Below are 19,123 nucleotides of genomic sequence, written 5' to 3'. Positions count from 1 at the left end.
CTTGCTGTGTCATCGGAGGGCCAATCAAGGTTCTGGCAATGGCAGAACTTCCCTATGAGCTCATCCTTTTTGACGTAGATCATACCTTGCTCGATTTCGAGGCTTCAGAGGAGAATGCGCTGGAAATCTGCTGGGAGGAGTATTTTCGCCAGGCAGTTGATTATGAAACCTACGCCGCCGCATTTCGGAAAATCAATTTGAGTATTTGGCATGAAGTTGAAGCGGGAAAGCTCAAGCCTGGCCACGTGAGCCAAGAGCGAGCCAGACGGGTGCTCAGACATTTTGGTTTAAGAGGAGGGGATGCTGCCAAGTTGGGTAAACGTTTCGCGGAAGGTCTGGCTGCGGTTGCCAAATGGTTGCCGGGTGCAGAAACGACATTTCGAACCTTGCTCAAACGGTATAAGGTTGGCTTGGTAACCAACGGATTAACCTCGGTCCAACATCCGCGAGCAGATGCGTTAGAGATAAAACCCTTGTTGAGCACCTTTCAGATTTCAGAAGAGGCGGGGGTTATGAAGCCGCGGATAGGAATATTTGAAAAAGCGTTGGAGGAGTCTGGTTGCTCTGCAGATAAGACTTTAATGGTAGGGGATTCGGTGAGCTCCGACTTTCAAGGGGCCATCAATGCCGAGATTGATTTTTGTTGGGTTCGACCGATCCATGCCACCATGCCGTTTCAATTTCCGAAACCTGCCTATGCTATCGAGTCCGTTGAAGAGTTGAATGCTCTATTGCCCTGAATTAGATAGGGCAAGTAGCCAACAGGCTGCCAAAAGCACCCAAGTGAAGCTAAGGAGGATAGATTGTCCTGTTTTCTTTAAAGCAGCTTGAGTTCCCATTTTACCCATAGCCGCCGCCGCTAATAAACCCCAGAGAAAACTCCAAAGGTGTCCGGCTACATCGGTCAGATAATTTCCGCCCCCCATCCATGCCAGAAGCATCAATCCGCCAGATAAGGGAATGAGCCATTGGCGACGATCAATCTTTCCTCCGGATTTGAAATAATTGCCAATTGGAAAACCGGTTACGATTCCCAGGGCTGAGAATACGGCGGTGGATGCGCCCAACGATAAAAATGCATGGTCCCAATGTATGAAGACGTTGGTCAGATTTGAGAGTGCGGCTGTAGTAAGTATGCTTAACCACCCTAATCCATTTCCCAAATAACGCGCTGCAAAGTAGCCAAACAATCCGAGGCCGAACAAATTTCCGACTAAGTGGCCTAAGTCAGCGTGCAAGGTAGCAGCTGTAAATATCCTCCACCACTGAGCGCTTTCCTGAAATGCGGTACTGCTATTCATTCCTAGATCCTTCAGCTGGGGAAAGGTGCCTTGCAGGTAGAATATGCAGCTCAGGAAAAATAGAAATGCCCAGGTGGGTAATGCGCTAATCCTCTTCTCCGCCAGATCAGGTGAAACAGTAGGCCAAAAGCGATTCTTGTTCTGGAAAATCGATATTTCCCTTTTCAGTTGGACGGCCTCTTCATTTTTAACGACGAGCGCATATTGGCCTTCATAAGGATAAACCCAGTAGACACTTCCAGCGGCTAGAATAGCAAGGCCCGCTTCATCAGCTTTTTGAACGTTGGGGAATAGTTCGATGATGGCTCTGGGTCCGTCCTCGGCCCAAAGCTCTGAGTCCTCAAATTCTGAAGAGCCGTTTTGCATTGAGGGACAACACGAGCCGGAGTTGCTCATCTGTCAATCCCGACTCACAAACAAAATCAATACTTCGGGTGAATTCCGGCACCTTCTGCAATCTTGGAAAAACTCGCAGCGGATAGTCTGATCCAAATAGGAGTCGTTGAGCTCCTACTTTTTCCGATATCTTCTTTATGGTGCGCTTTTCGTAGAGAAGCGGGATGGCAGCGCAGTCGTAGTATAGATTGTTTAGGGATTCGATTTGATGAGAAAATTCACTGCGCAAGGGGATGAGTGCACCCAGGTGGGATAATATAAATGTTAGGTCAGGCCAATTAGATGCCAAGCTGACATAATCTTGCAGCGGCGTTTCTATTTTCCCTGGATGTTCTGGTACATCAGGATCGGTTACGTGAAAGTTAATTGGAAAATTCCAGTCACGAATGAGGTCTAGTAGCTTTAGCCAACTTTCATCCTGCAGTGTAAATCCCTGGGCTTGTGGGTGAAGTTCACCGATTCCTATAAATCCGTTCTCTTGTATCCACTTCAGTTCATCCTCCAGGTTTTCAGCGGTTGGGAGTAGGGTAGCGAACGCTTGAATGCGATCTGGGTATTGTCGAATTAGCTCTGCGTAAAATCGGTTTTGCAGGCGGCAGCTACTCATGGTTTCCCAATACCAACCTTGAAGAACAATCGTTTCGACACCTGCTTCGTCCATATCGCTTATCAACTGGTCAGGTGTGGACCACCCTTGAATCGAAGGGCGATTGGGTGGGGCAACGCATGCGCTCCAAACCGCTTCCTGGTGCTGTTTTGCCCAGTTGGAGGGATTCGCTGCCATCTCCTCGGTAAAGAGATGGACGTGACTATCCCAAGTATTTGGTACTATTTTCAAAAAAAATAAATTATTAGCTTTAAAGAAATGTCTCGGAATTTACAACAATGTCCTAATTAGTATTCACCCAACCAGGCAACCTGGTTTTCCTACATAAATTCATCCCATCAAACACCTTAGAGTAACCTGTAGACCGCATGGAAATCCGTAAGCATCCCTTCGTTACCAAGTTTCCTAAATCCGGTGCTGAGCAAGTCGTCGCTTCTTCAAAAATCCAAGTCTACAAGGCTGGAACCGTAATCTTCGAAGAAGACAGCGTTTCGAATCTCTTGTATCTATTATTGGAAGGCGATGTCGATTTTCTGAAAAAGACAAATACCGGAAAATACAGTCCGGTGAGTTCCGCTGAAGCAGGATCTTTCTTTGGTGAACTTGGTATCCTCACTGGCGAGGGCCGCAAATTACGCGCGAAAGCACGCAACGACGTTCGAGTTGGAGAAGTCCCTGGAGCACTACTGATGGATTTTCTGAAGAAATCCTCACCGTTCCTGTTGGAGGTCCTCAATAATGTGACTACTCACCTGAAGACGACGACTGATCATTATCTTCAGGAACGTATCCAAAAGGAAAAGTTACAAGCCGTTGGCCAAATGACCCGATCCATCGTCCACGATTTACGCAATCCTTTTTCCATTATCTCACTAGCTACCTATATGATTAGCGAGCAGCACGACGATGAGAAAACACAAGAGCAGTGTGACCTGATTAAGAGCCAAACGAATTACGTCATGGCTTTAGCTGAGGACATCACTGCGTTTTCTGACGGTTACAAGAGCCTGAAGAAGATCATGGTTCCTCTCAAAGATGTCTTTGATAAATTTCAGGTGAAGCACGAACAGATGCTATCGACCGCAACGTGTCCGATTGAATACATCGATAACGATCTCTCTGCCACCATGGATCAGGACAAGATGATCCGAGTGCTCAAGAATCTCGTCGAAAATGCGATTGAATCTGTTGATACCAAGACCAATGGTCGGATTCGAGTACTTGCACGTGCCAAAGATGACGAACTTGCTCTCTCGGTTGCTGATAATGGTCGAGGAATTCCAGAGGATGTTCGCGAGTTTCTTTTCGAACCTTTTGCTGCTCCTCCAGGGGGCAAAGAGGGATCAGGTCTTGGCGCAGCGATTGCCAAGTCAGTGGTGGAAGCTCACAATGGTCGCCTGACCTACGCATCCGAAGTCGGAAAGGGAACTACCTTTACGATTCGTATTCCTATCGAATAAAGATCTTTGGATCCTATTCCACTTGTTTTCTTTCATGAGGGCACCCAATTGCTAGCCAGAGTTTAACAAACTGTGCTTTCCGATTTCCTCTGCTTGTTTTTTATCCACTTTTAGATTTAGAACTTCATTTCTTATGTCAGTAAAAAAAGTCGCACTACTTACCGCCGGAGGTCTTGCACCTTGCCTATCATCATCCGTGGGTGGATTGATTGAACGTTATACAGAGTTAGCACCAGACATTGAGATTCTATGCTACCGATCAGGCTATAAGGGATTACTTCTCGGTGATAGCTTTATCGTTACACCTGATATTCGCAAAAACGCGGGCATCCTGCATCGTCACGGAGGAAGTCCTATTGGCAATAGCCGTGTTAAATTGACGAATGTGGAAGATTGTTTGAAACGTGGATTGATCCAGGAAGGCCAGAACCCACTTGAAGTGGCTGCCCAGCAATTGGAGAAAGACGGCGTCGATGTGCTGCATACCATTGGAGGAGATGATACCAATACAACAGCTGCTGATTTAGCCGCATTCTTAGCGAAGCATGATTATGACCTGACCGTAGTTGGGCTTCCCAAGACGATCGACAACGACGTAATTCCTATACGTCAGAGTCTCGGTGCTTGGACAGCTGCAGAGGAAGGCGCGCGGTTTTTTGAAAACGTAGTTGCAGAGCACAATGCAAACCCTCGCATGCTGATCATTCACGAAGTCATGGGGCGCCATTGTGGGTGGTTAACCGCAGCAACGGCGGTCGACTACCGCAAAGGGTTGGAACGGATGGACTTTGTTCCTGATGTAGGACTCTCCTCAGAACGAAAAGATGTTCACGCGGTCTTCGTCCCAGAAATGGATTTGGATATTGATGCCGAGGTGAAGCGACTGGGTGAGATCATGGATCGCATCGACAATGTTAATATATTTATCAGCGAAGGGGCTGGTGTGGATTCTATCATTGCTGAGATGGAAGCACGTGGAGAAGAGGTACCGCGCGATGCTTTCGGTCATCCCAAACTCGATGCTGTGAATCCCGGTCAGTGGTTTGCCAAGCAATTTGCTGCCAAGCTCAATGTCGAAAAAGTGCTAGTGCAAAAAAGCGGGTACTACAGTCGAGCAGCAGCAGCCAATGCTGAGGATCTTCGTCTCATCAAATCATGCACCGACCTGGCTGTTGATTGTGCCATCCGTCGGGATGGTGGTGTGATTGGGCACGATGAGGATCAAAACGACATTCTGAGGGCCATTGAATTCGATCGTATCGCAGGTGGAAAACCCTTTGATATTGATCAAGCTTGGTTTGAAGAGCTTCTGGCTTCCATCGGGCAAGCTAAGGGAGCCCAGGTAAGTCACTAATTTGACTCTAGATTCTCTCTACTCGCTTGCCCAGATAAGTGTGACCGCATTCGGCTCCGTCGAAATCAGCGACTCCAGGCATGTAAGCCCATTCTTCAAATCCGAACTTCTTTAAGAGGGATATACTCCCTTGGTTCGTATCGAGGATGATTGCAAAGAGTGTTTTAATATTCAGTCGTGAGCAATCTTGCATGGCGTGTTCAATCATGCGTGATGCAATGCCCTGTCTTTGGCATTGGTTGTCTACGTAATAGCTGATCTCCGCTGTATATCGAAGAGCTTTTCTGCCTGCTCGATACGGACTTAAACTACACCAGCCCCGAACAACCCCTTCTGATTCTTCTACATAAACCGGATGTTGGTCTACTGAATGTGCGGCCAGCCATCTTCGCTTGGACTCAATGTTCGTCGGTTCAGTATCTGCAGTTGCGTTGCCCAAGCTAACTGCCTGGTTGTAGATATCTACAATCGCTTGGAGATCGGTTTCAAGTGCTGTGCGAATTGTCATGGCTCAACAAGTGGTATGCATAAGTCGGCTTTGATCAGACGGTGATCGGAGAGAATTGAGGATTCAACCTCGAAGCTGTTAAAGGTCCAATTTTTTGGTATGAAGATCCAATCGAAGTTCCTTTTGTTACACCAACCGTATCGGGCTCATTAGCCGCTAAAGAAGTAAGGTGCAAATAAGACACAAAGAACGATGACTGTTTTGATCATGATCGATTGCAGCCTATCTAATTTACTCATCTGCCTTTAGGTCCGCCTGAATGAGGGCTGCAACTTTTCTTTCAAAGGGAGAATCGCTCTTTGAGAGTTGGTCAACTACGGCCAGGCGATCGGGTTCCCGATGCTACAGAAATTGAGAATTGCGCTCAGTGGTTGAAGGAAGAACTCAAGCTAATGAAACCTAGTTTGTTAATTCCGGTGGGTAAATTGGCTATTCAGCAATTTCTTGATTTTGGGAAATTAACAGAGGTTATCGGTCAATCATTCCAGGCCGAATTATACGGAGCTTCATTCACTCTAATTCCATTACCTCATCCATCGGGTGCATCGACATGGCACCGAATGGAGCCAGGAAAAACACTTACTCAAAAGGCTCTCAAGAAGATAAGGGATCACTCGGATTTTGCTCAGATACTAAAGCAAGTTTCCTGAGCTTAGTGAGCGGTTAAGTAGTCTAGAATGCCAGAGGTTCGTCTGGTCGGATTATTAATCGCCATTTTTAATGACTCTGTCTCTCCCCAAATCTCTGCTCTGTTTCGACTGCGAGAAATGGCCGTGTAAATCAGTTCCTGGCTGAGGATTGGAGATTCAATTGAAGGAAGTATGAGGACTACATTTTTATACTCCGACCCTTGGGATTTGTGAACGGTAAAAGCGTAAGCGGATTCAAAAGCCGGCAGGGCTGAAAGTGGGTGCCGTTTGGTTTCTTCGTTTTCGTCCGGGAAGTAAGCGAATAAAGAGTCAGGCTCGTCTTCTGCCTGCATTATGATCCCAAGATCCCCATTGAAAAGGCCCTGGGTGTAACTGTTTGCCGTTACCAGAATCGGCTGTCCATTGAAGTGTCGCTGCTTATCCAACGTTTGGAGGCGGTTCCTAACGAGGGTCTCCATGGCTTGGTTTAATCCTTCCACGCCGTAAGGTCCCTTCCTTAGAGGTGTAAGGAGACAGGTGTTCGACAAAGCATTTAATGCTATTTGAGGATCAGTTAATTGCGTAAGGGATACAAAGTGATCTGCAAAAGACTGCTCTAATTCAGATATTAATCGATTGTTCGATGGGAGTGTCTTCGATGTTAGATTCTCAGAGCCTTCCTCTAAGAGTGCCAAGGTCTGTTCGCTTTTACCATGCTTAATGTATTCGCAGGCTTGGTACAGTTTGCTGTCATTTCCGAATCGAAAATTTTCTTTCAATTCTACGGTGTGCTTTCCAAGGTTTTGATTGGAATGACTGGCTACCATGAGATCTCCGAAGATCGATCCTGCTTCTACGCTGGAAAGTTGATGGCTGTCTCCCAATAGAATAAGACGAGTCTCAGTTTTAAGGGCGCCCAATAGTTTTGTGAACAGTAGAAGGTCGAGCATCGATGCCTCGTCTACAATGACTACATCAAAGGGGAGGGGATTGTTTTCATTGTGTTGGAACTGGGAGGAGTTTCTTTTGTAGCCAAGTAGCCGATGAATGGTAGAGGCGCTTGTCGTGATCTGATCCTTGGAAGCTTCTGATAGGGGCAGTTTCTCTAATCCTGATTCGAGCGATTCTTGTATTCGCTGAGCGGCTTTTCCTGTGGGGGCAGCCAAAGCGATCTTTAAGGGTTCGTCCTTATTTCTTTCTTGGAGGGATGCGAGGACGTACAGGACGGTCGTAGTTTTACCTGTGCCTGGACCGCCGGAGATTAGAGTGAGCAGGGATTGGGTTGCTAACCTGACTGCACGCTTTTGATCATTTCCTAACGAATCCGTAATGGCTATCTCTTTTGAATCCTTGTCTGGTGTGCATTGGATTCTATCCTGTATGGCTTTGATGAGCTTTTGTTCGTAGTGCCAGTAACGATGAAAATAAAGTTTGTTAGCTTTGGATAATATAAGGGGACGTGTGGTGTGGCTTTCGCTTCCGACGGAAGTATGACTTCGGAGCTTGGGGGATATATCTTTTAAGCTATCTGATTTAGAATATTCTAGGGGGATGGAATTCTGTAGCTCATCTAGATCCAAGCAGACGTGGCCTTGCCGGAGCGCATGGCTTGTAAGTGATCCTGCTAACTCGACTATTTCAGAATCATCTTTTGAACGTGCTCTGAGTAAACGTCCCACTGACAGGTCAAGCGTATTTAGTGATGGATTATGATCAAAAGTAGCCACGGTTTAATTCTTTTGGAAAAGAGTATCCAGTTCTTGAATAGCCCTGAGTTCTGGTCGATCAAAGTATACACCTGACCCTGGGTGGTTTGGATCTATTCCTCTTACGAATAGATAAAAGACGCCTCCAAAGTCCTTCTCGTAATCGAATTTAGGAAGGCGGAGTTGGAGATACCTTACTGTCGCGAGGGTATAGAGGTAATACTGTAGGAAATAAGCATGATGGGCGATGGCATGAGTCATGGCCTCTTGGTCGTAGTCCTCTGCCTGGTTGCCCAACCAATTCGATTTCCAGTCGAGTATGTAGTATTTTCCTTCCCATTCGAACAGGAGATCAATGAAGCCTCTGAGAAAGCCATTCAGACGGTATTCGTTCCAGTTTTCTATTTCGGGAAGTGCAGATCCAAAGTTATCTCCAGCTTTCGATTTAAAGTAGTTAAGTAGTTCCCGAGTAGAGGTAGTTCGAGTAGGAAAATGAAATTCGCTTTCCTTCAAACATTGCTTAGGTTCTATTTTGGATAATTGAATATTGCCCTGCGGATGGGGAAGGGGAGTTCTAAGAAGTTGCTCAAGGTGTGTCTCCATAATGGGCAGCCATGGGTCCTTTATTAAGGAGGATTGCCCCACCTTTTTTATAGCCGAATTTAACGTATCAGGATCCGTGAAGTCACAAAGTTCCAATACATCGTGCACTAAATTCCCAGCTACGGTTCCTTTAGGTAAGGAATATATGGAAGGAGTGCTCTCTTCATCTTCCGTCAATTTGATGCCTTCTTCATCCTCTGTGACACTCTCGTCAATCGCTTCTCTAAAGCCGGTTGCCAAGGAGGAGAAGCTGGAGATCTGAAAACCTCGATCAATAGTCCTGCTGAGCTTATTGCATTTCAGCTTACCCACTTCTTCGTAGCGACTGAAGCTTGAGGATGACGGTTCTGCCATTACTTTCGTGTCCAGTATCTCCAAACCGGGGAGCGATTTTGATTTTAAGGCCTCAAGAGCTTCTTCGGTGCTCCCATATTGTGGTTCAGTTGTTAGATTACCTAAACCCAACAAGTGGCCAATCGATGAGTTTTCCTGGTTCTTGAAATGTCCCCAGAACAGGTAGCAGCAGTTTTCAGCTCGTGTAAGAGCTACGTAGAGCAATCGAACTCCATCTGAGAGCTCTTCTTTCCTATATTGAATTTCATCCTCATGATCGGGGTCTGACCTGTTGTCGTAGACCAGTCGGCCCTCATGCTTTTGTTTGTGGTATATCCAAGCATCATTACTGCGACTGAATGGGGCATTCCATGCGAAAGGTACGAACACGATTGGGTATTGAAGTCCCTTGCTTTTATGAATGGTTACAATTTGTACCGCTTGGTCATCGCTTTCTAAACGAGTGATGAAGTCATCTCGTTCTTTGTCTGGATCCGTCATGGATTTGGAAACCCATTCTAGAAGTGGCATTGGGCTGAGCTTCATGTCCAATTCGGCCTTGCTCACCAGTTCGACCAAATGTAAAAGATTAGTCAGGTTTCTTTCCCCTCCAACCTGACTTAGTAGGGCGGTCTTGATGTCACTCCAACTGATCCATTCATCTAGCGCTTTCAATATGCCGACCTCTTGCCAGCGCCTATGAAGTGCAAAAAAGTGTTCTTGGATTTCCGTCCAATTGTGCTCCGATACGGTCTTTGCTGACCAGTTAAACCATGACGTTACATAGAGGCCTCTGATCCAATCCATACGACTGGGTTCTAAAAGGCAGTTGAGTAATATTTGAAAGATGGAAGCGTCCTCCGTTTCAAATACCGTCTGATCCGAGTAAATAACAGAAGGTATTCCATTTTCCGATAATACCATTCTCAGTTCATGCGCTTCACGATTGGATCGGGAAAGTATAGCGATATCTGATGGCTCTACATTCTTTCCTTTTAATTGGGCTGATCCACCAAGCAATCTGAGTATTTCTTGGGTGACCGCAGTGCGAATGGTTTCCTTTGCGGAAACATTGTTGATGGCTTTGGCATCTTTGGATTCAAGGTAACAAAATTTTAAGGGTAATTCTGGTAATTGCTCCTTGATGGTGAAATTGCCTCCCTCCAGCGCTGCTGAAGATTTTAAGAATGCAATTTCTTCGAAGAGAAAAGGCATTCCTGAAAGAGAGAATAATCCATTTACCGCCTCGATGAGTTTGGGGTCGGATCGCCAATTCTTTGACAGTGTATAATTGTCTTTTGCTAGAGACCTGGCATTCAGGTAGCTAAAGATATCCGCTCCGCGAAATTTGTATATGGCTTGTTTGGGGTCACCGATAAGAAAGAGGAAGTGTTCAGGTGAAACGAATAGTCTTCTGAACATCTCTGTCTGCCGAGGATCAGTGTCTTGGAATTCATCGATCAAGGCCGCTTGGTAGGTTCCCTGAATGCGTCCTTGTAAGCGACTACCATTTTCTGTTTCCAGATTGCTAAGGATAGCTGGTAGCAGGTCATCGAAGGTTAGCAAGTTCTCGGTTTCTTTTGTATGAGCAAATGATTCCCGAACTTGACCGATAGAATGAAAGAGATGCTGGTGGAGGAATTGTATAACCAGGGCATTCCATGTTTCGCATATTTCAAAAAACGTCGCGGTTAAGGGCGTATCTTGGTGCCGCTGCATGAACTGCGATTGAAGATTCGACGTCGCAAGTGCCTGGATAGTGTTGAGCCAACTTGGATTAGGGCTGGCAGGGAAATGATCTTGAATGGTCCTTTGGATCTCGGGAATTGAATCGCGCAGGGATTTTTTGAATACAGCACCTTGTTCTAGAACTTCCTGAACAACTGTTCGTTCTTTTTCGAGACAGACTTTGAGATCAGCCCAGGTATCGCGCAGGGCTTCAATTGTGTTCTGATACTCCGCATTACTAGTAGTCGGTAGAACTTCAATCAGAGGATGCCTATTGGTTGTTAGTAGGTCACTAAGAACCGTTTCAGGAGTTTGTCTATGGTGTTGAAGCACGGAAGAAATGAATCCATCACTTTCGTAAAAGCTTTTCCTCCAGTAGTCATGAACCGATTCTCTCCATAGTGGAGTAGGTTCCTTAATCAGGGTAGCTTCGAATAATCGGTTTCCTTCGAAGGCAAACTCGCTCAAGGTTCGATGGCAAAACCCGTGGATCGTAAAAATGGCTGCCTCATCAAAGGTCGCTAAGGCTGTCCTTAACCGTTTAGCGATTTCGATCAGCTCATCCGGCGTTTCCTGGTATTGTTTAGCGAGCAGATCGGTTGTTTCAGGTTGAGTCAGTCCTTGAAGGGTTTCCTGAACCGCTTTCCGAATCCTGTCTTTTAGCTCCTTGGTTGCCGCTTCAGTGAAAGTCATTACCAGTATGTTGGAAATCGTCAGATTCTTTTCTGCGATGAGCCGAACCACCAACCTAGAAATGGTATAGGTCTTTCCTGTTCCAGCACTTGCTTCAAGGAATGTAATTCCTGGGATTACCGGAGTCGAAGTGATTTGGAATTCTCGATCTATCATGGAAGACCTCCTTCCATGTGTTCGATTGCTGGGCCAAAAACCTTGAGTGCAATGTCTTCAAAATCCGCTGCTAATGCTTCTGTGGGATCGGGAAAGCACAATTGGTTATATCGATTGTAGGCCTCTCCTTGAATTAGGAAGGGAAGCTCCACCCACTTGGTGAATTCTCCATAGGCAAGGTCTATGGGTGTCTTCCTCGCCCGCGGAGAAGGGCGTAGGCTGGCTTTGGAAAAAGTATAAGCTGCTTGTACAAAGAATGGGAGTGGGGTTGAGTGGCCCTGGAAGAATAATCTTTTGAGATCCAGAAGATGCTTTTCTGGCTCCTGGGCTCGCTCAAAGGAATAGGTGGCCTCCTTACCGATCAGATGCGTTTTAAATTCGGTCGCCTCCAAATGCTGACAAAGAAACAGGTGTCGGATCCATCCGGATAAAATATCTGCGCTGCGGATCTTACCAAATCGCATGTGCTTGTAATTACGATTTGTCGCGCCAGCAATCGCTCCAGAAATATGTAATTCTTCGAGTTGTTGGTCTAGTTGAACTGTCACCGGTTCTCCGGAAGGAAGAGCCTTCCATTGCTCCAAAAGTTTACTCAACTGTGGGGCTAGCCGTTCATAGGCCAGTTTGCCTAGTGCACCGACGGGTAGTAATGACTCTAACTTATACTCACTCTTGCCTGAAAGAATGTCAGGATCATTGAGGATGGCTTCACCCCATTGGTATACCTCCAGGCTGTTTGGTTCGATAGGCTCACTATCCTCCAAGCTTTGAGTATTATACGGGAAATTGGTTTCTAATATTTCGGAGAGCCAATACTGGCTAGGATTCAAAAAGAACTTTTTTAATTGATCGATTGAGACTGAATCTGGGTAGTTGGGTGCCTCTGAAGAGGATTGGATATTCAAACCTTCACTCACTGAATGGGGTTGAATCATGGTTTGAGCTGCTCTCAGGTTTTCTTCTGAAAAGCTTTGAGAAGCATCCTCTTCAAAATTACTTGGACTGAATGCTTGAAGAGGTTCCGTTTTTACCAGGGCTTGGCGTGCTGATTCCTCATTGGGAAAACGATAGTAATCATCCAGGGTATCTAATAATTCTTCAACTATAATGGATGCGGGCTCTTCATTGAGCGTCTGACTATCGATTCCAGTATATGAAATATATAACTGACTTCTTGCTGCGAGAATGGATTCGAGAAACAAATACCGGTCGTCTTCTCTTTGTGATCGATCTCCATTTCTCGGTCCGTCAGGGCATTGACTGAATTCCGTTTTTATTTCCTGCCGAGGATACGCATCTTCCCGCATTCCCAGTAGTCCAATAAATTTAGCTGGGACATTTCTCATCGGCATCATGCTGCAAAAGGTGATGCTGCCGGTGAAAAAGCTGCCGGCCTGAATATCCTTTGCTAAACGATCTTCCAGGATGTTTTGAATGACTTTGAGGTCGCAGGAGTCGTCCGCCTTGGCGACTTCAATTTCTTGGCTCAGTGTTGAAAGTAAATCCAAGAGGGACTGACATTCTTCATAGTGTGCATCCAGGCGAGTAAACAGGAAGGTGATCATTTCCTTGATCGTTTCCAACCAGCTTGAAATGCGTTGTACTTGCGTGGCTAATGTCTGGTTTCGTTCTAAGAATTGCCACAATTCGAGAAAACGGTTCAACAACTCCAGTGAGCTTCCTTCGATATGAGGATGTGGAAGAAGTGGATCCCAGTCAGATGTTTCATCGGGGTGAATACAACTGCCGGAAATGAGACGGTCTATACCTGGTTGCCAGGCATACTGTTCAAAGAAAGTGCCGGATGCAGATACTCGATGCTTCCCGTCTATTCCCCATCTGATGCTCGTATCCTCAATCCAGGTACGAAGTATGTGTATATCCTTTCGGCCAATCTCAAAACTATCGCTGACTGCGGGAAGATTAACAAAGGTCATTACATCGTTTGCAGTAAATCGGCCTTGTAGAAGTTCGAGTAAGGCTAGGACTGCGTGGGCTACTGAGCTTGAAGATCGAGAACTGTAATCAGCAATAGAGTAGGGGAGTGTGACTTTGGAATTCCGATCCGCGCCAAACACCGAGCGAATAGAAGCTGCATAGTCCTCTATATTGGGAGCCATGATGACGATTTGATCAGGCTTAAGTTCTTTGTCTTCTTGGAATCTTTGCAGAAGTACATCTTTGAGTACCTCGATCTCGCGCCTTTCGGAGTGGCAATTTTTTATCTGAATTCCGATTCCGTCAGTTTCCTGTTTGGAGGTACTGGGAGGTGCTAGCTGGTAAAGGTCGGTTTGCAATTGCTGCAATAAATGAGTTCGCCCAGGGGCTTCAAAAAATTCGGAGTCATCATGAGCAAAGACTTCTGCATCGATCAAGGTATTCAGGAAATCTTGTCCTTGCCGGCCCAGGTTACCCAATAGCCCGTGCCCGGTTTTTTCGGGTGTTTGCGTGGCATTTAAAAGTTTCTTTTTGGATAGCTGATCCCCCCAATAGAGAGGTGACGGTTGGGTCAGGTAAATATTAACCGGTAGCCACTGAGCTACTGTTTTAATGAGATCGATGTAGGTTGGGGGTAATGACGAAACTGCAAAGATGTGAATTTGATCCGGCCACTTCGATGGTCGTTTATCCAGCTTTTCTGCTTCTCTTGAAAATTCTTGGTAAAGCTGTGCTGGGGGTCTTTCCCCAGCTTTGTCGGTCAGGTTCTTCCAGATGACAGCTCTCCAATCTTCAGGCTCCTTCTGTTTCATCCAGCTTCGCACCAGGTCAGGGCGGTAATTTTGTAGCTGGTCAAAATGTTGGGCAATCTTGGCTGCCAATTGGTAACGTCGGAGAAAGGACGTCTCTTCGGTGTTGGAGGCCAAGTAACGTTTTAATAAGAAAGATTTTGGGTGCTTCGACCACCGAGGTAAGGAATGATAAATTTTCCAGAATAGCACCTCTTGCGAAAACTGACTCTGAGTATCATTAGCCTCTACTCGAAAGGCTCCATTCAGAAGATCTTCTATTAAGGATCTTGGATATACGAACCGAGTATTCATCTGAATACCTGTTTGATCTGCAATCCGAAGGTTTAACCATCTAGCCATCCCACGATTCTGAATCAATAGGGTGTCTGGCCTCATCGGATGGCCTGGGTTCTCGCCCATTTGAGTGACTAAGGCATCTGCCAGATTCTCCAAACGATTGGAAAGAAAAAGCTGGATACCAGGGTGCTTAGAAGCCATCGGGTTATTAGAATCGCTAGTGGGTCAAGGATTGAGCTTTCATTCTTTGGAATTCTTCAGGGAAGAGAACGCTAAAATGCCCTCATTATCTCGAAAATAGGATTCGTAAAATTCCTATAAACTTATCTATCGGAGTTGTTACACGAAGCTTCTTATGGTTTTAGATTGAGCACTATTCGCATAAACCTCCTCTAAAGAAAAACATTCATACCATGATTACCAGCAACTCTACCGAGATACTTAACCGTCCAGAATTCGAACAATTTTACGAAGAAGTCTGTGTTGGAGAGGTAGACATATTAGAAGAACTCGTCGCCGATATTCACAGTGAAGGTCAAGCGTTGGTAGACGCCATCATCAGTTCCTTTCGTTCAGAGGACTTGGCTCTGCTGCAACGTTCAGCTCACACACTGAAGTCATCCACCCGTATTTTCGGTGGGGCATTAATCAGTCAACAGTCAGCTGAAATTGAGCATCTGGCAAATCCCGACGCACCCGGAGATTTCGGAACTCTTTCCAATGCATTGGCCAATGTTCAGGAGAATTTCTCCCACTTTTTGGTCCATTTGGACATGGTTGTAGATTCGAAGCGCTAAGCTTTGATACTACAAGGTTTGAGGGGTTGATTTATTTGTCTTCCTCTTTGTCTTCGTCAGAAGATCCACCACCGAATAGGCCGACCAGTTGTTTAAGGGCATTGCCACCAGAGTCACCGACTCCTTTGAGGAGGTCACCCCCTGTTTGAAGTAAGAATTCCGGATTCTTGGCTATTTCAGCAATGATTTGAGTGGTTACTTCTGTCATCATTACACCGATGACTTCTCCGGCTGTAATTCCTTCTTCTCCGCTTCCGAGATCTGTCAGTTCAATTGTGGGAATTGTAATGCTGATAGGCTTAGTTCCAACTCCTACGCCAACTTTGGCATCTTGGAGGACGAAGCGCTTAATTTCCAATTTCTTTCCTCCAGCCTCCTCAGCCTCTTGTGCTTCGGACGATCCGAGGGACTCCTGCACATTGGCTTGAATCTGATTCAGGTTACTTGATTTGAGGCGCTGTTCAAATTGGATGTCTGGACCGATAATTAATATTTCATCGATCACAATCTTATCGGACAAGACGGACATGGGTTGTACGTCTAATGATAAATGATCTGCATAAAAGGCGTGATCTCCGTCATAACCTTCCGGATTGTGCACTTTGAGTCCTCTAAGTTCTCCTGCCCCCGAAAGGAAGGAGATGTCAGCTCCGGCTAGTTCTATATCTACTTGGGCAATTTCCGGACCCACTGTTACGACTCCTTTCTGAATGATTTTTCCAGCGGACTTAGAGAGTATAAATAAGCCAACGGCTCCAATAATGATGAGGACTGCTAATGCACCGAGTAGTTTTTTCATATAATGAACAGGTTTGGATCGTGAAATGTATGTGGTTTAAGAACGAAGCTCCCAATTAAGGTTGGAATACAAATGTAACCTTTTAGCTTAACGTGTAAATCTCTACCTTATGTCTAACTATTTTTAGACTTAAATAGATTTCTATTGTCTAGAATCGCCTCGAGGAAGGCAGTTGGCGTCATCGGTTCCTCTTCAGCCAAGGCTTGGTGATAAATGACGGTCGAAGGAGTCAGTCCAGGAATTGAATTGGCTTCGATAACAAGAATATTGCCCGTTTCTATCTGCAGAAAAGCATCAATACGTGCGAAGCCATTGATACCAAGCTTTTGAGCCACGAATTCAATCTTCGCCTGTGCTTTTTGCCAGGTTTCCTGAGATACCCACGGTTCAGGTGGGGGAGTGATATTTACGCCTGTGCCTCCTTGGAACTTTTCTTCAAGGGAGAGGATTTCTCCGCTGGCCACGGTGATACTGGGTTTGAGGGCTCTCATTTGGCCTCGGGCTCCGAGGACTCCGACGGTAACTTCAACCCATCCGGAATGACTCTCCCATTTTAGTTCATCCTTTTGAATGAGTGGTCGATCACTTCGCACAAAAGTTTCAAAGAGAAGAAACTCAGGCAGGGTCTGTGGTAGTTCTACGGGAGATCTGACATGTTTCAGCTCTCCAGGGCCAATTCTTGGAAGCCCTTTATCAATTAGATTCAGGTAGATCTTAAGATCCTCGCAACTATCCAGACGTACAATACCGGAGGAGCAACCATCGGAAAGTGGTTTCACGATCAAGCTCTTGCTGTGCAAATCCTCCTCCATCGTGTTCCAAATCTTTTTTAGACTTTCTTCTTTGAGTTTAATTAGAGTTCGCGTATCGAGCTTCTTCTTGGCGGCGATTAAAATTCCGTATTTCCCATATTTCTCAAGTGCCTTTCCGGTTTCGTATTTGTCCATACAAAGGCGCGCTGAGGCCGTTAAGGATCCAGTGAATGGAATCTTTTCTTTTGTCAGGGCTGATTGGAGTTCACCGTTTTCTCCGATGCCTCCATGAATGACCAGAAAGACGGTTGTTTTATCCTGCAGGAAATCTTCCATGGTCATGCAGGATGGAGATGGTAATGGCTCAAACTTGTCTCCAGATCCATCCATGGATTGAAAAATCTTTTTTCTATAGGATTCGAGTCGGTGACCTTCCTCTAACATTTGTCTGCAGGCGGCCCCGACTTCTTCAACGGTGTGGCGAAGAGTAGCCGCGTAGGGCAGGCTCCAAATAAATCCATCCTGATCGAGGAGGTAAGGGGAGGGTGCAAAACGATCGGACTTTCTTAGTTTGAGCCAGACATTGGAGCCACTCATTAGAGAAACTTGTCGCTCTGAACTATCTCCTCCAAACAACACTCGCACCTTTTCCTTTGAGGTCTCGGTGTTCGATGTAAGCTGGGGAGGGGAAGTCAGGTTTTTTCTGTAGCAAGTGCTCTTTAAAATGTAGTGAAGGACTTCAGCATGGCTCCAACCTAAGTAGGCGGCTTGAAGGAAGAAGAAACTATTTTGTTCAAGTCCACTCGCCAGGTTGATATCCGAGAACCATACATTTCCGTCTCCCATGACCCAGCCATCAATTCGAACGACATCAGAGAGCTTCAAAGTCGTAAATATTGACTCAGCCTGAGTGCGAATAGTTTCCACGGTTTCATCTGAAAAACGCGGTGGCATATGGTAGGCCACTTGGCGGGTGGGTAAGTATTTTAAACGGTAGTCGAACAGTGATTGGCTTTTGTCAGTGATCTCAATTTCCGTGGGCAGCAGTGCTACGGGTTGTTCATCTTCATTCTGAAGAACGATAATCGTAAACTCTTTTCCCTGAGCAAACGGTTCTAATACGAAACGTTGATCGATGCCTTCGGATAGCATGCCTTTAAACGCCACCAGGCATTGTTCGGGAGATGCGACTTCTGTGACACCGATACTCGAACCTGATCGAGCTGGTTTCAGGATCGCGCGCGCGAGTTGATTGTTATCAAAAAAGGACTCAACTCGGGCAAGGTTGTCATCATCTTCGGCAGCTTCGAGTAAGAGACTGGGTGGGGAGAAATATCCTTCACGTTCCAATAACCAGGCAGCATCAAATTTGTCGAAGGCTACCTTAGCCGAGTCACTGCTGCTTCCGACAAACGGGATCTTATGTGTTTCGAGGAACTCGGCTAACTCTCCACCTTCACCAAATGCACCATGAATCACGGGGAAGGTGATGGAAGCCGATTGTAGAAGTTCTATCAATTCAGACTCAGTTAGAGCTTTGCCTAGCTCTTTGATTTTAAAATCGAAGTCGGAAGGCGTATTTGAATAAAGCTGTTTGCGATCAATGAGAAACGCTTGTTTGAGGAGATTGTAGTAGATGGGAATGATCTCCAGATCTTCCAAGTGATCGACTACCGACCGTGCGGAGTTGAGTGATATGCCACGCTCTGCAGACGGTCCTCCAAAAAGGACAGCAACGCTGAATTTGCTCATAAGCTTGCCAACTTATCCAAGGATTCTCCCGTGGCTCTAAATAGCTTCCATTCTTCAAGCATTTTAGCACCCAGGTTCAAATAAAAATCATGTGCTCGTGTATTCCAATCCAAGGCCATCCATTCCATGCGGCCACAATTCCGATCTTTGGCTTCTCGAGCGAGTGAAAGCAGTAGTTCTTTCCCAATGCCATTGCCTCTATTTTCTGGGACTACAAAAAGATCTTCTAAGTAGAGCCCCGGTTGAGCCAGGAAGGTGGAGTAATTGAAAAAGTAGAGAGCGTAGCCAACGGGCTCACCATTCCAGAATGCGAGTTGGCAATGAGCGTAGGGCTGCTCGCAAAACATGGTTTCCTGTAGTTGCTCTTCCGTTGCGGTAACCATGTCCGTGAGCTTTTCATACTCAGCTAATTTATAGATGAGACCGAGAATGGTTCCCACGTCATCGGGAGTGGATTTTCTTATCTCTAAAGACATGCCACAATCTTCACTTTGGCTTTCGTAGATGCAATAGGATTGTTCTC

The 19,123-nt window shown here is 45.9% G+C and carries 14 protein-coding genes; 5 read left to right on the top strand and 9 right to left on the bottom strand.

Annotated features, from left to right (window positions below):
• Positions 1–38: 38 nt before the first annotated feature.
• Entirely contained in the window at positions 39–740 is a 702-nt protein-coding gene (locus GA003_10995; protein ID QXD26574.1) for a YjjG family noncanonical pyrimidine nucleotidase, read from the top strand.
• Here the strand turns inward: GA003_10995 and GA003_10990 are convergent.
• Together GA003_10990 and GA003_10985 are read right to left on the bottom strand one after the other, a co-directional pair.
• Positions 729–1,667 (bottom strand): rhomboid family intramembrane serine protease, encoded by a 939-nt coding sequence (locus tag GA003_10990; protein ID QXD26573.1) that lies wholly within the window; start codon positions 1,665–1,667, stop codon positions 729–731. The genes GA003_10995 and GA003_10990 overlap by 12 nt on opposite strands.
• Positions 1,642–2,535 carry an amidohydrolase family protein gene (locus GA003_10985; protein ID QXD26572.1) on the bottom strand — a complete coding sequence of 298 codons (894 nt, stop codon included), beginning with the start codon at positions 2,533–2,535 and terminating at the stop codon, positions 1,642–1,644. The genes GA003_10990 and GA003_10985 overlap by 26 nt, the downstream gene beginning before the upstream one ends.
• A gap of 137 nt (positions 2,536–2,672) precedes the next feature.
• On the opposite strand from GA003_10985, the gene GA003_10980 reads away from it, so the two are divergent.
• A complete protein-coding gene (locus tag GA003_10980; GenBank protein ID QXD26571.1) occupies positions 2,673–3,764 on the top strand; it encodes a cyclic nucleotide-binding domain-containing protein in 1,092 nt (363 codons plus the stop codon).
• Positions 3,765–3,897: 133 nt separating this feature from the next.
• Positions 3,898–5,118: a pyrophosphate--fructose-6-phosphate 1-phosphotransferase gene (locus GA003_10975; protein ID QXD26570.1), complete on the top strand. Its 1,221-nt coding sequence runs from the start codon at positions 3,898–3,900 to the stop codon at positions 5,116–5,118.
• Positions 5,119–5,125: 7 nt separating this feature from the next.
• Here the strand turns inward: GA003_10975 and GA003_10970 are convergent, their stop codons facing one another.
• Positions 5,126–5,626: a GNAT family N-acetyltransferase gene (locus tag GA003_10970; protein ID QXD26569.1), complete on the bottom strand. Its 501-nt coding sequence runs from the start codon at positions 5,624–5,626 to the stop codon at positions 5,126–5,128.
• 299 nt (positions 5,627–5,925) lie between these two features.
• On the opposite strand from GA003_10970, the gene GA003_10965 reads away from it, so the two are divergent.
• Positions 5,926–6,276, top strand: a complete 351-nt coding sequence (locus GA003_10965) for a hypothetical protein (GenBank protein QXD26568.1) — start codon at positions 5,926–5,928, stop codon at positions 6,274–6,276.
• Between the two features lie 2 nt (positions 6,277–6,278).
• On the opposite strand, the gene recD is transcribed toward GA003_10965, so the two are convergent.
• The 3 genes from recD to recC are packed head-to-tail and all read right to left on the bottom strand — an operon-like array spanning position 6,279 to position 14,701.
• Positions 6,279–7,982, bottom strand: coding sequence for an exodeoxyribonuclease V subunit alpha (gene recD / locus GA003_10960; GenBank protein QXD26567.1), 1,704 nt, complete (start codon positions 7,980–7,982; stop codon positions 6,279–6,281).
• 3 nt (positions 7,983–7,985) lie between these two features.
• Positions 7,986–11,474 carry an exodeoxyribonuclease V subunit beta gene (gene recB / locus GA003_10955; GenBank protein QXD26566.1) on the bottom strand — a complete coding sequence of 1,163 codons (3,489 nt, stop codon included), beginning with the start codon at positions 11,472–11,474 and terminating at the stop codon, positions 7,986–7,988.
• Entirely contained in the window at positions 11,471–14,701 is a 3,231-nt protein-coding gene (recC, locus tag GA003_10950; GenBank protein ID QXD26565.1) for an exodeoxyribonuclease V subunit gamma, read from the bottom strand. Before recC ends, recB begins: the two co-directional genes overlap by 4 nt.
• Before the next feature lie 212 nt (positions 14,702–14,913).
• Between recC and GA003_10945 the strand changes: the two genes are divergently transcribed.
• Positions 14,914–15,297, top strand: a complete 384-nt coding sequence (locus GA003_10945) for an Hpt domain-containing protein (protein ID QXD26564.1) — start codon at positions 14,914–14,916, stop codon at positions 15,295–15,297.
• Between the two features lie 31 nt (positions 15,298–15,328).
• Here GA003_10945 and GA003_10940 read toward each other — a convergent pair whose 3' ends face one another.
• The 3 genes from GA003_10940 to GA003_10930 form a co-directional block, all read right to left on the bottom strand.
• Entirely contained in the window at positions 15,329–16,096 is a 768-nt protein-coding gene (locus GA003_10940; GenBank protein ID QXD26563.1) for an AsmA family protein, read from the bottom strand.
• 113 nt (positions 16,097–16,209) lie between these two features.
• Positions 16,210–18,600 carry a hypothetical protein gene (locus tag GA003_10935; protein ID QXD26562.1) on the bottom strand — a complete coding sequence of 797 codons (2,391 nt, stop codon included), beginning with the start codon at positions 18,598–18,600 and terminating at the stop codon, positions 16,210–16,212.
• Entirely contained in the window at positions 18,597–19,076 is a 480-nt protein-coding gene (locus tag GA003_10930) for a GNAT family N-acetyltransferase (protein QXD26561.1), read from the bottom strand. The genes GA003_10935 and GA003_10930 overlap by 4 nt, the downstream gene beginning before the upstream one ends.
• Positions 19,077–19,123: the final 47 nt, after the last annotated feature.

Source organism: Opitutia bacterium ISCC 52 (assembly GCA_014529675.2).
Classification (GTDB): Bacteria; Verrucomicrobiota; Verrucomicrobiia; order Opitutales; family UBA2995; genus UBA2995.
This window is presented reverse-complemented; position numbering and strand designations above follow the sequence as displayed.

What these genes read in the sequence shown, in the direction of transcription:
- GA003_10995 (QXD26574.1), top strand. Translation starts at nt 39, where the DNA reads ATGGCAGAACTTCCCTATGAGCTCATCCTTTTTGACGTAGATCATACC.
- GA003_10990 (QXD26573.1), bottom strand. Translation starts at nt 1,667, where the DNA reads ATGCAAAACGGCTCTTCAGAATTTGAGGACTCAGAGCTTTGGGCCGAG.
- GA003_10980 (QXD26571.1), top strand. Translation starts at nt 2,673, where the DNA reads ATGGAAATCCGTAAGCATCCCTTCGTTACCAAGTTTCCTAAATCCGGT.
- GA003_10975 (QXD26570.1), top strand. Translation starts at nt 3,898, where the DNA reads ATGTCAGTAAAAAAAGTCGCACTACTTACCGCCGGAGGTCTTGCACCT.
- GA003_10970 (QXD26569.1), bottom strand. Translation starts at nt 5,626, where the DNA reads ATGACAATTCGCACAGCACTTGAAACCGATCTCCAAGCGATTGTAGAT.
- recB (QXD26566.1), bottom strand. Translation starts at nt 11,474, where the DNA reads ATGATAGATCGAGAATTCCAAATCACTTCGACTCCGGTAATCCCAGGA.
- recC (QXD26565.1), bottom strand. Translation starts at nt 14,701, where the DNA reads ATGGCTTCTAAGCACCCTGGTATCCAGCTTTTTCTTTCCAATCGTTTG.
- GA003_10945 (QXD26564.1), top strand. Translation starts at nt 14,914, where the DNA reads ATGATTACCAGCAACTCTACCGAGATACTTAACCGTCCAGAATTCGAA.
- GA003_10940 (QXD26563.1), bottom strand. Translation starts at nt 16,096, where the DNA reads ATGAAAAAACTACTCGGTGCATTAGCAGTCCTCATCATTATTGGAGCC.
- GA003_10935 (QXD26562.1), bottom strand. Translation starts at nt 18,600, where the DNA reads ATGAGCAAATTCAGCGTTGCTGTCCTTTTTGGAGGACCGTCTGCAGAG.
- GA003_10930 (QXD26561.1), bottom strand. Translation starts at nt 19,076, where the DNA reads ATGTCTTTAGAGATAAGAAAATCCACTCCCGATGACGTGGGAACCATT.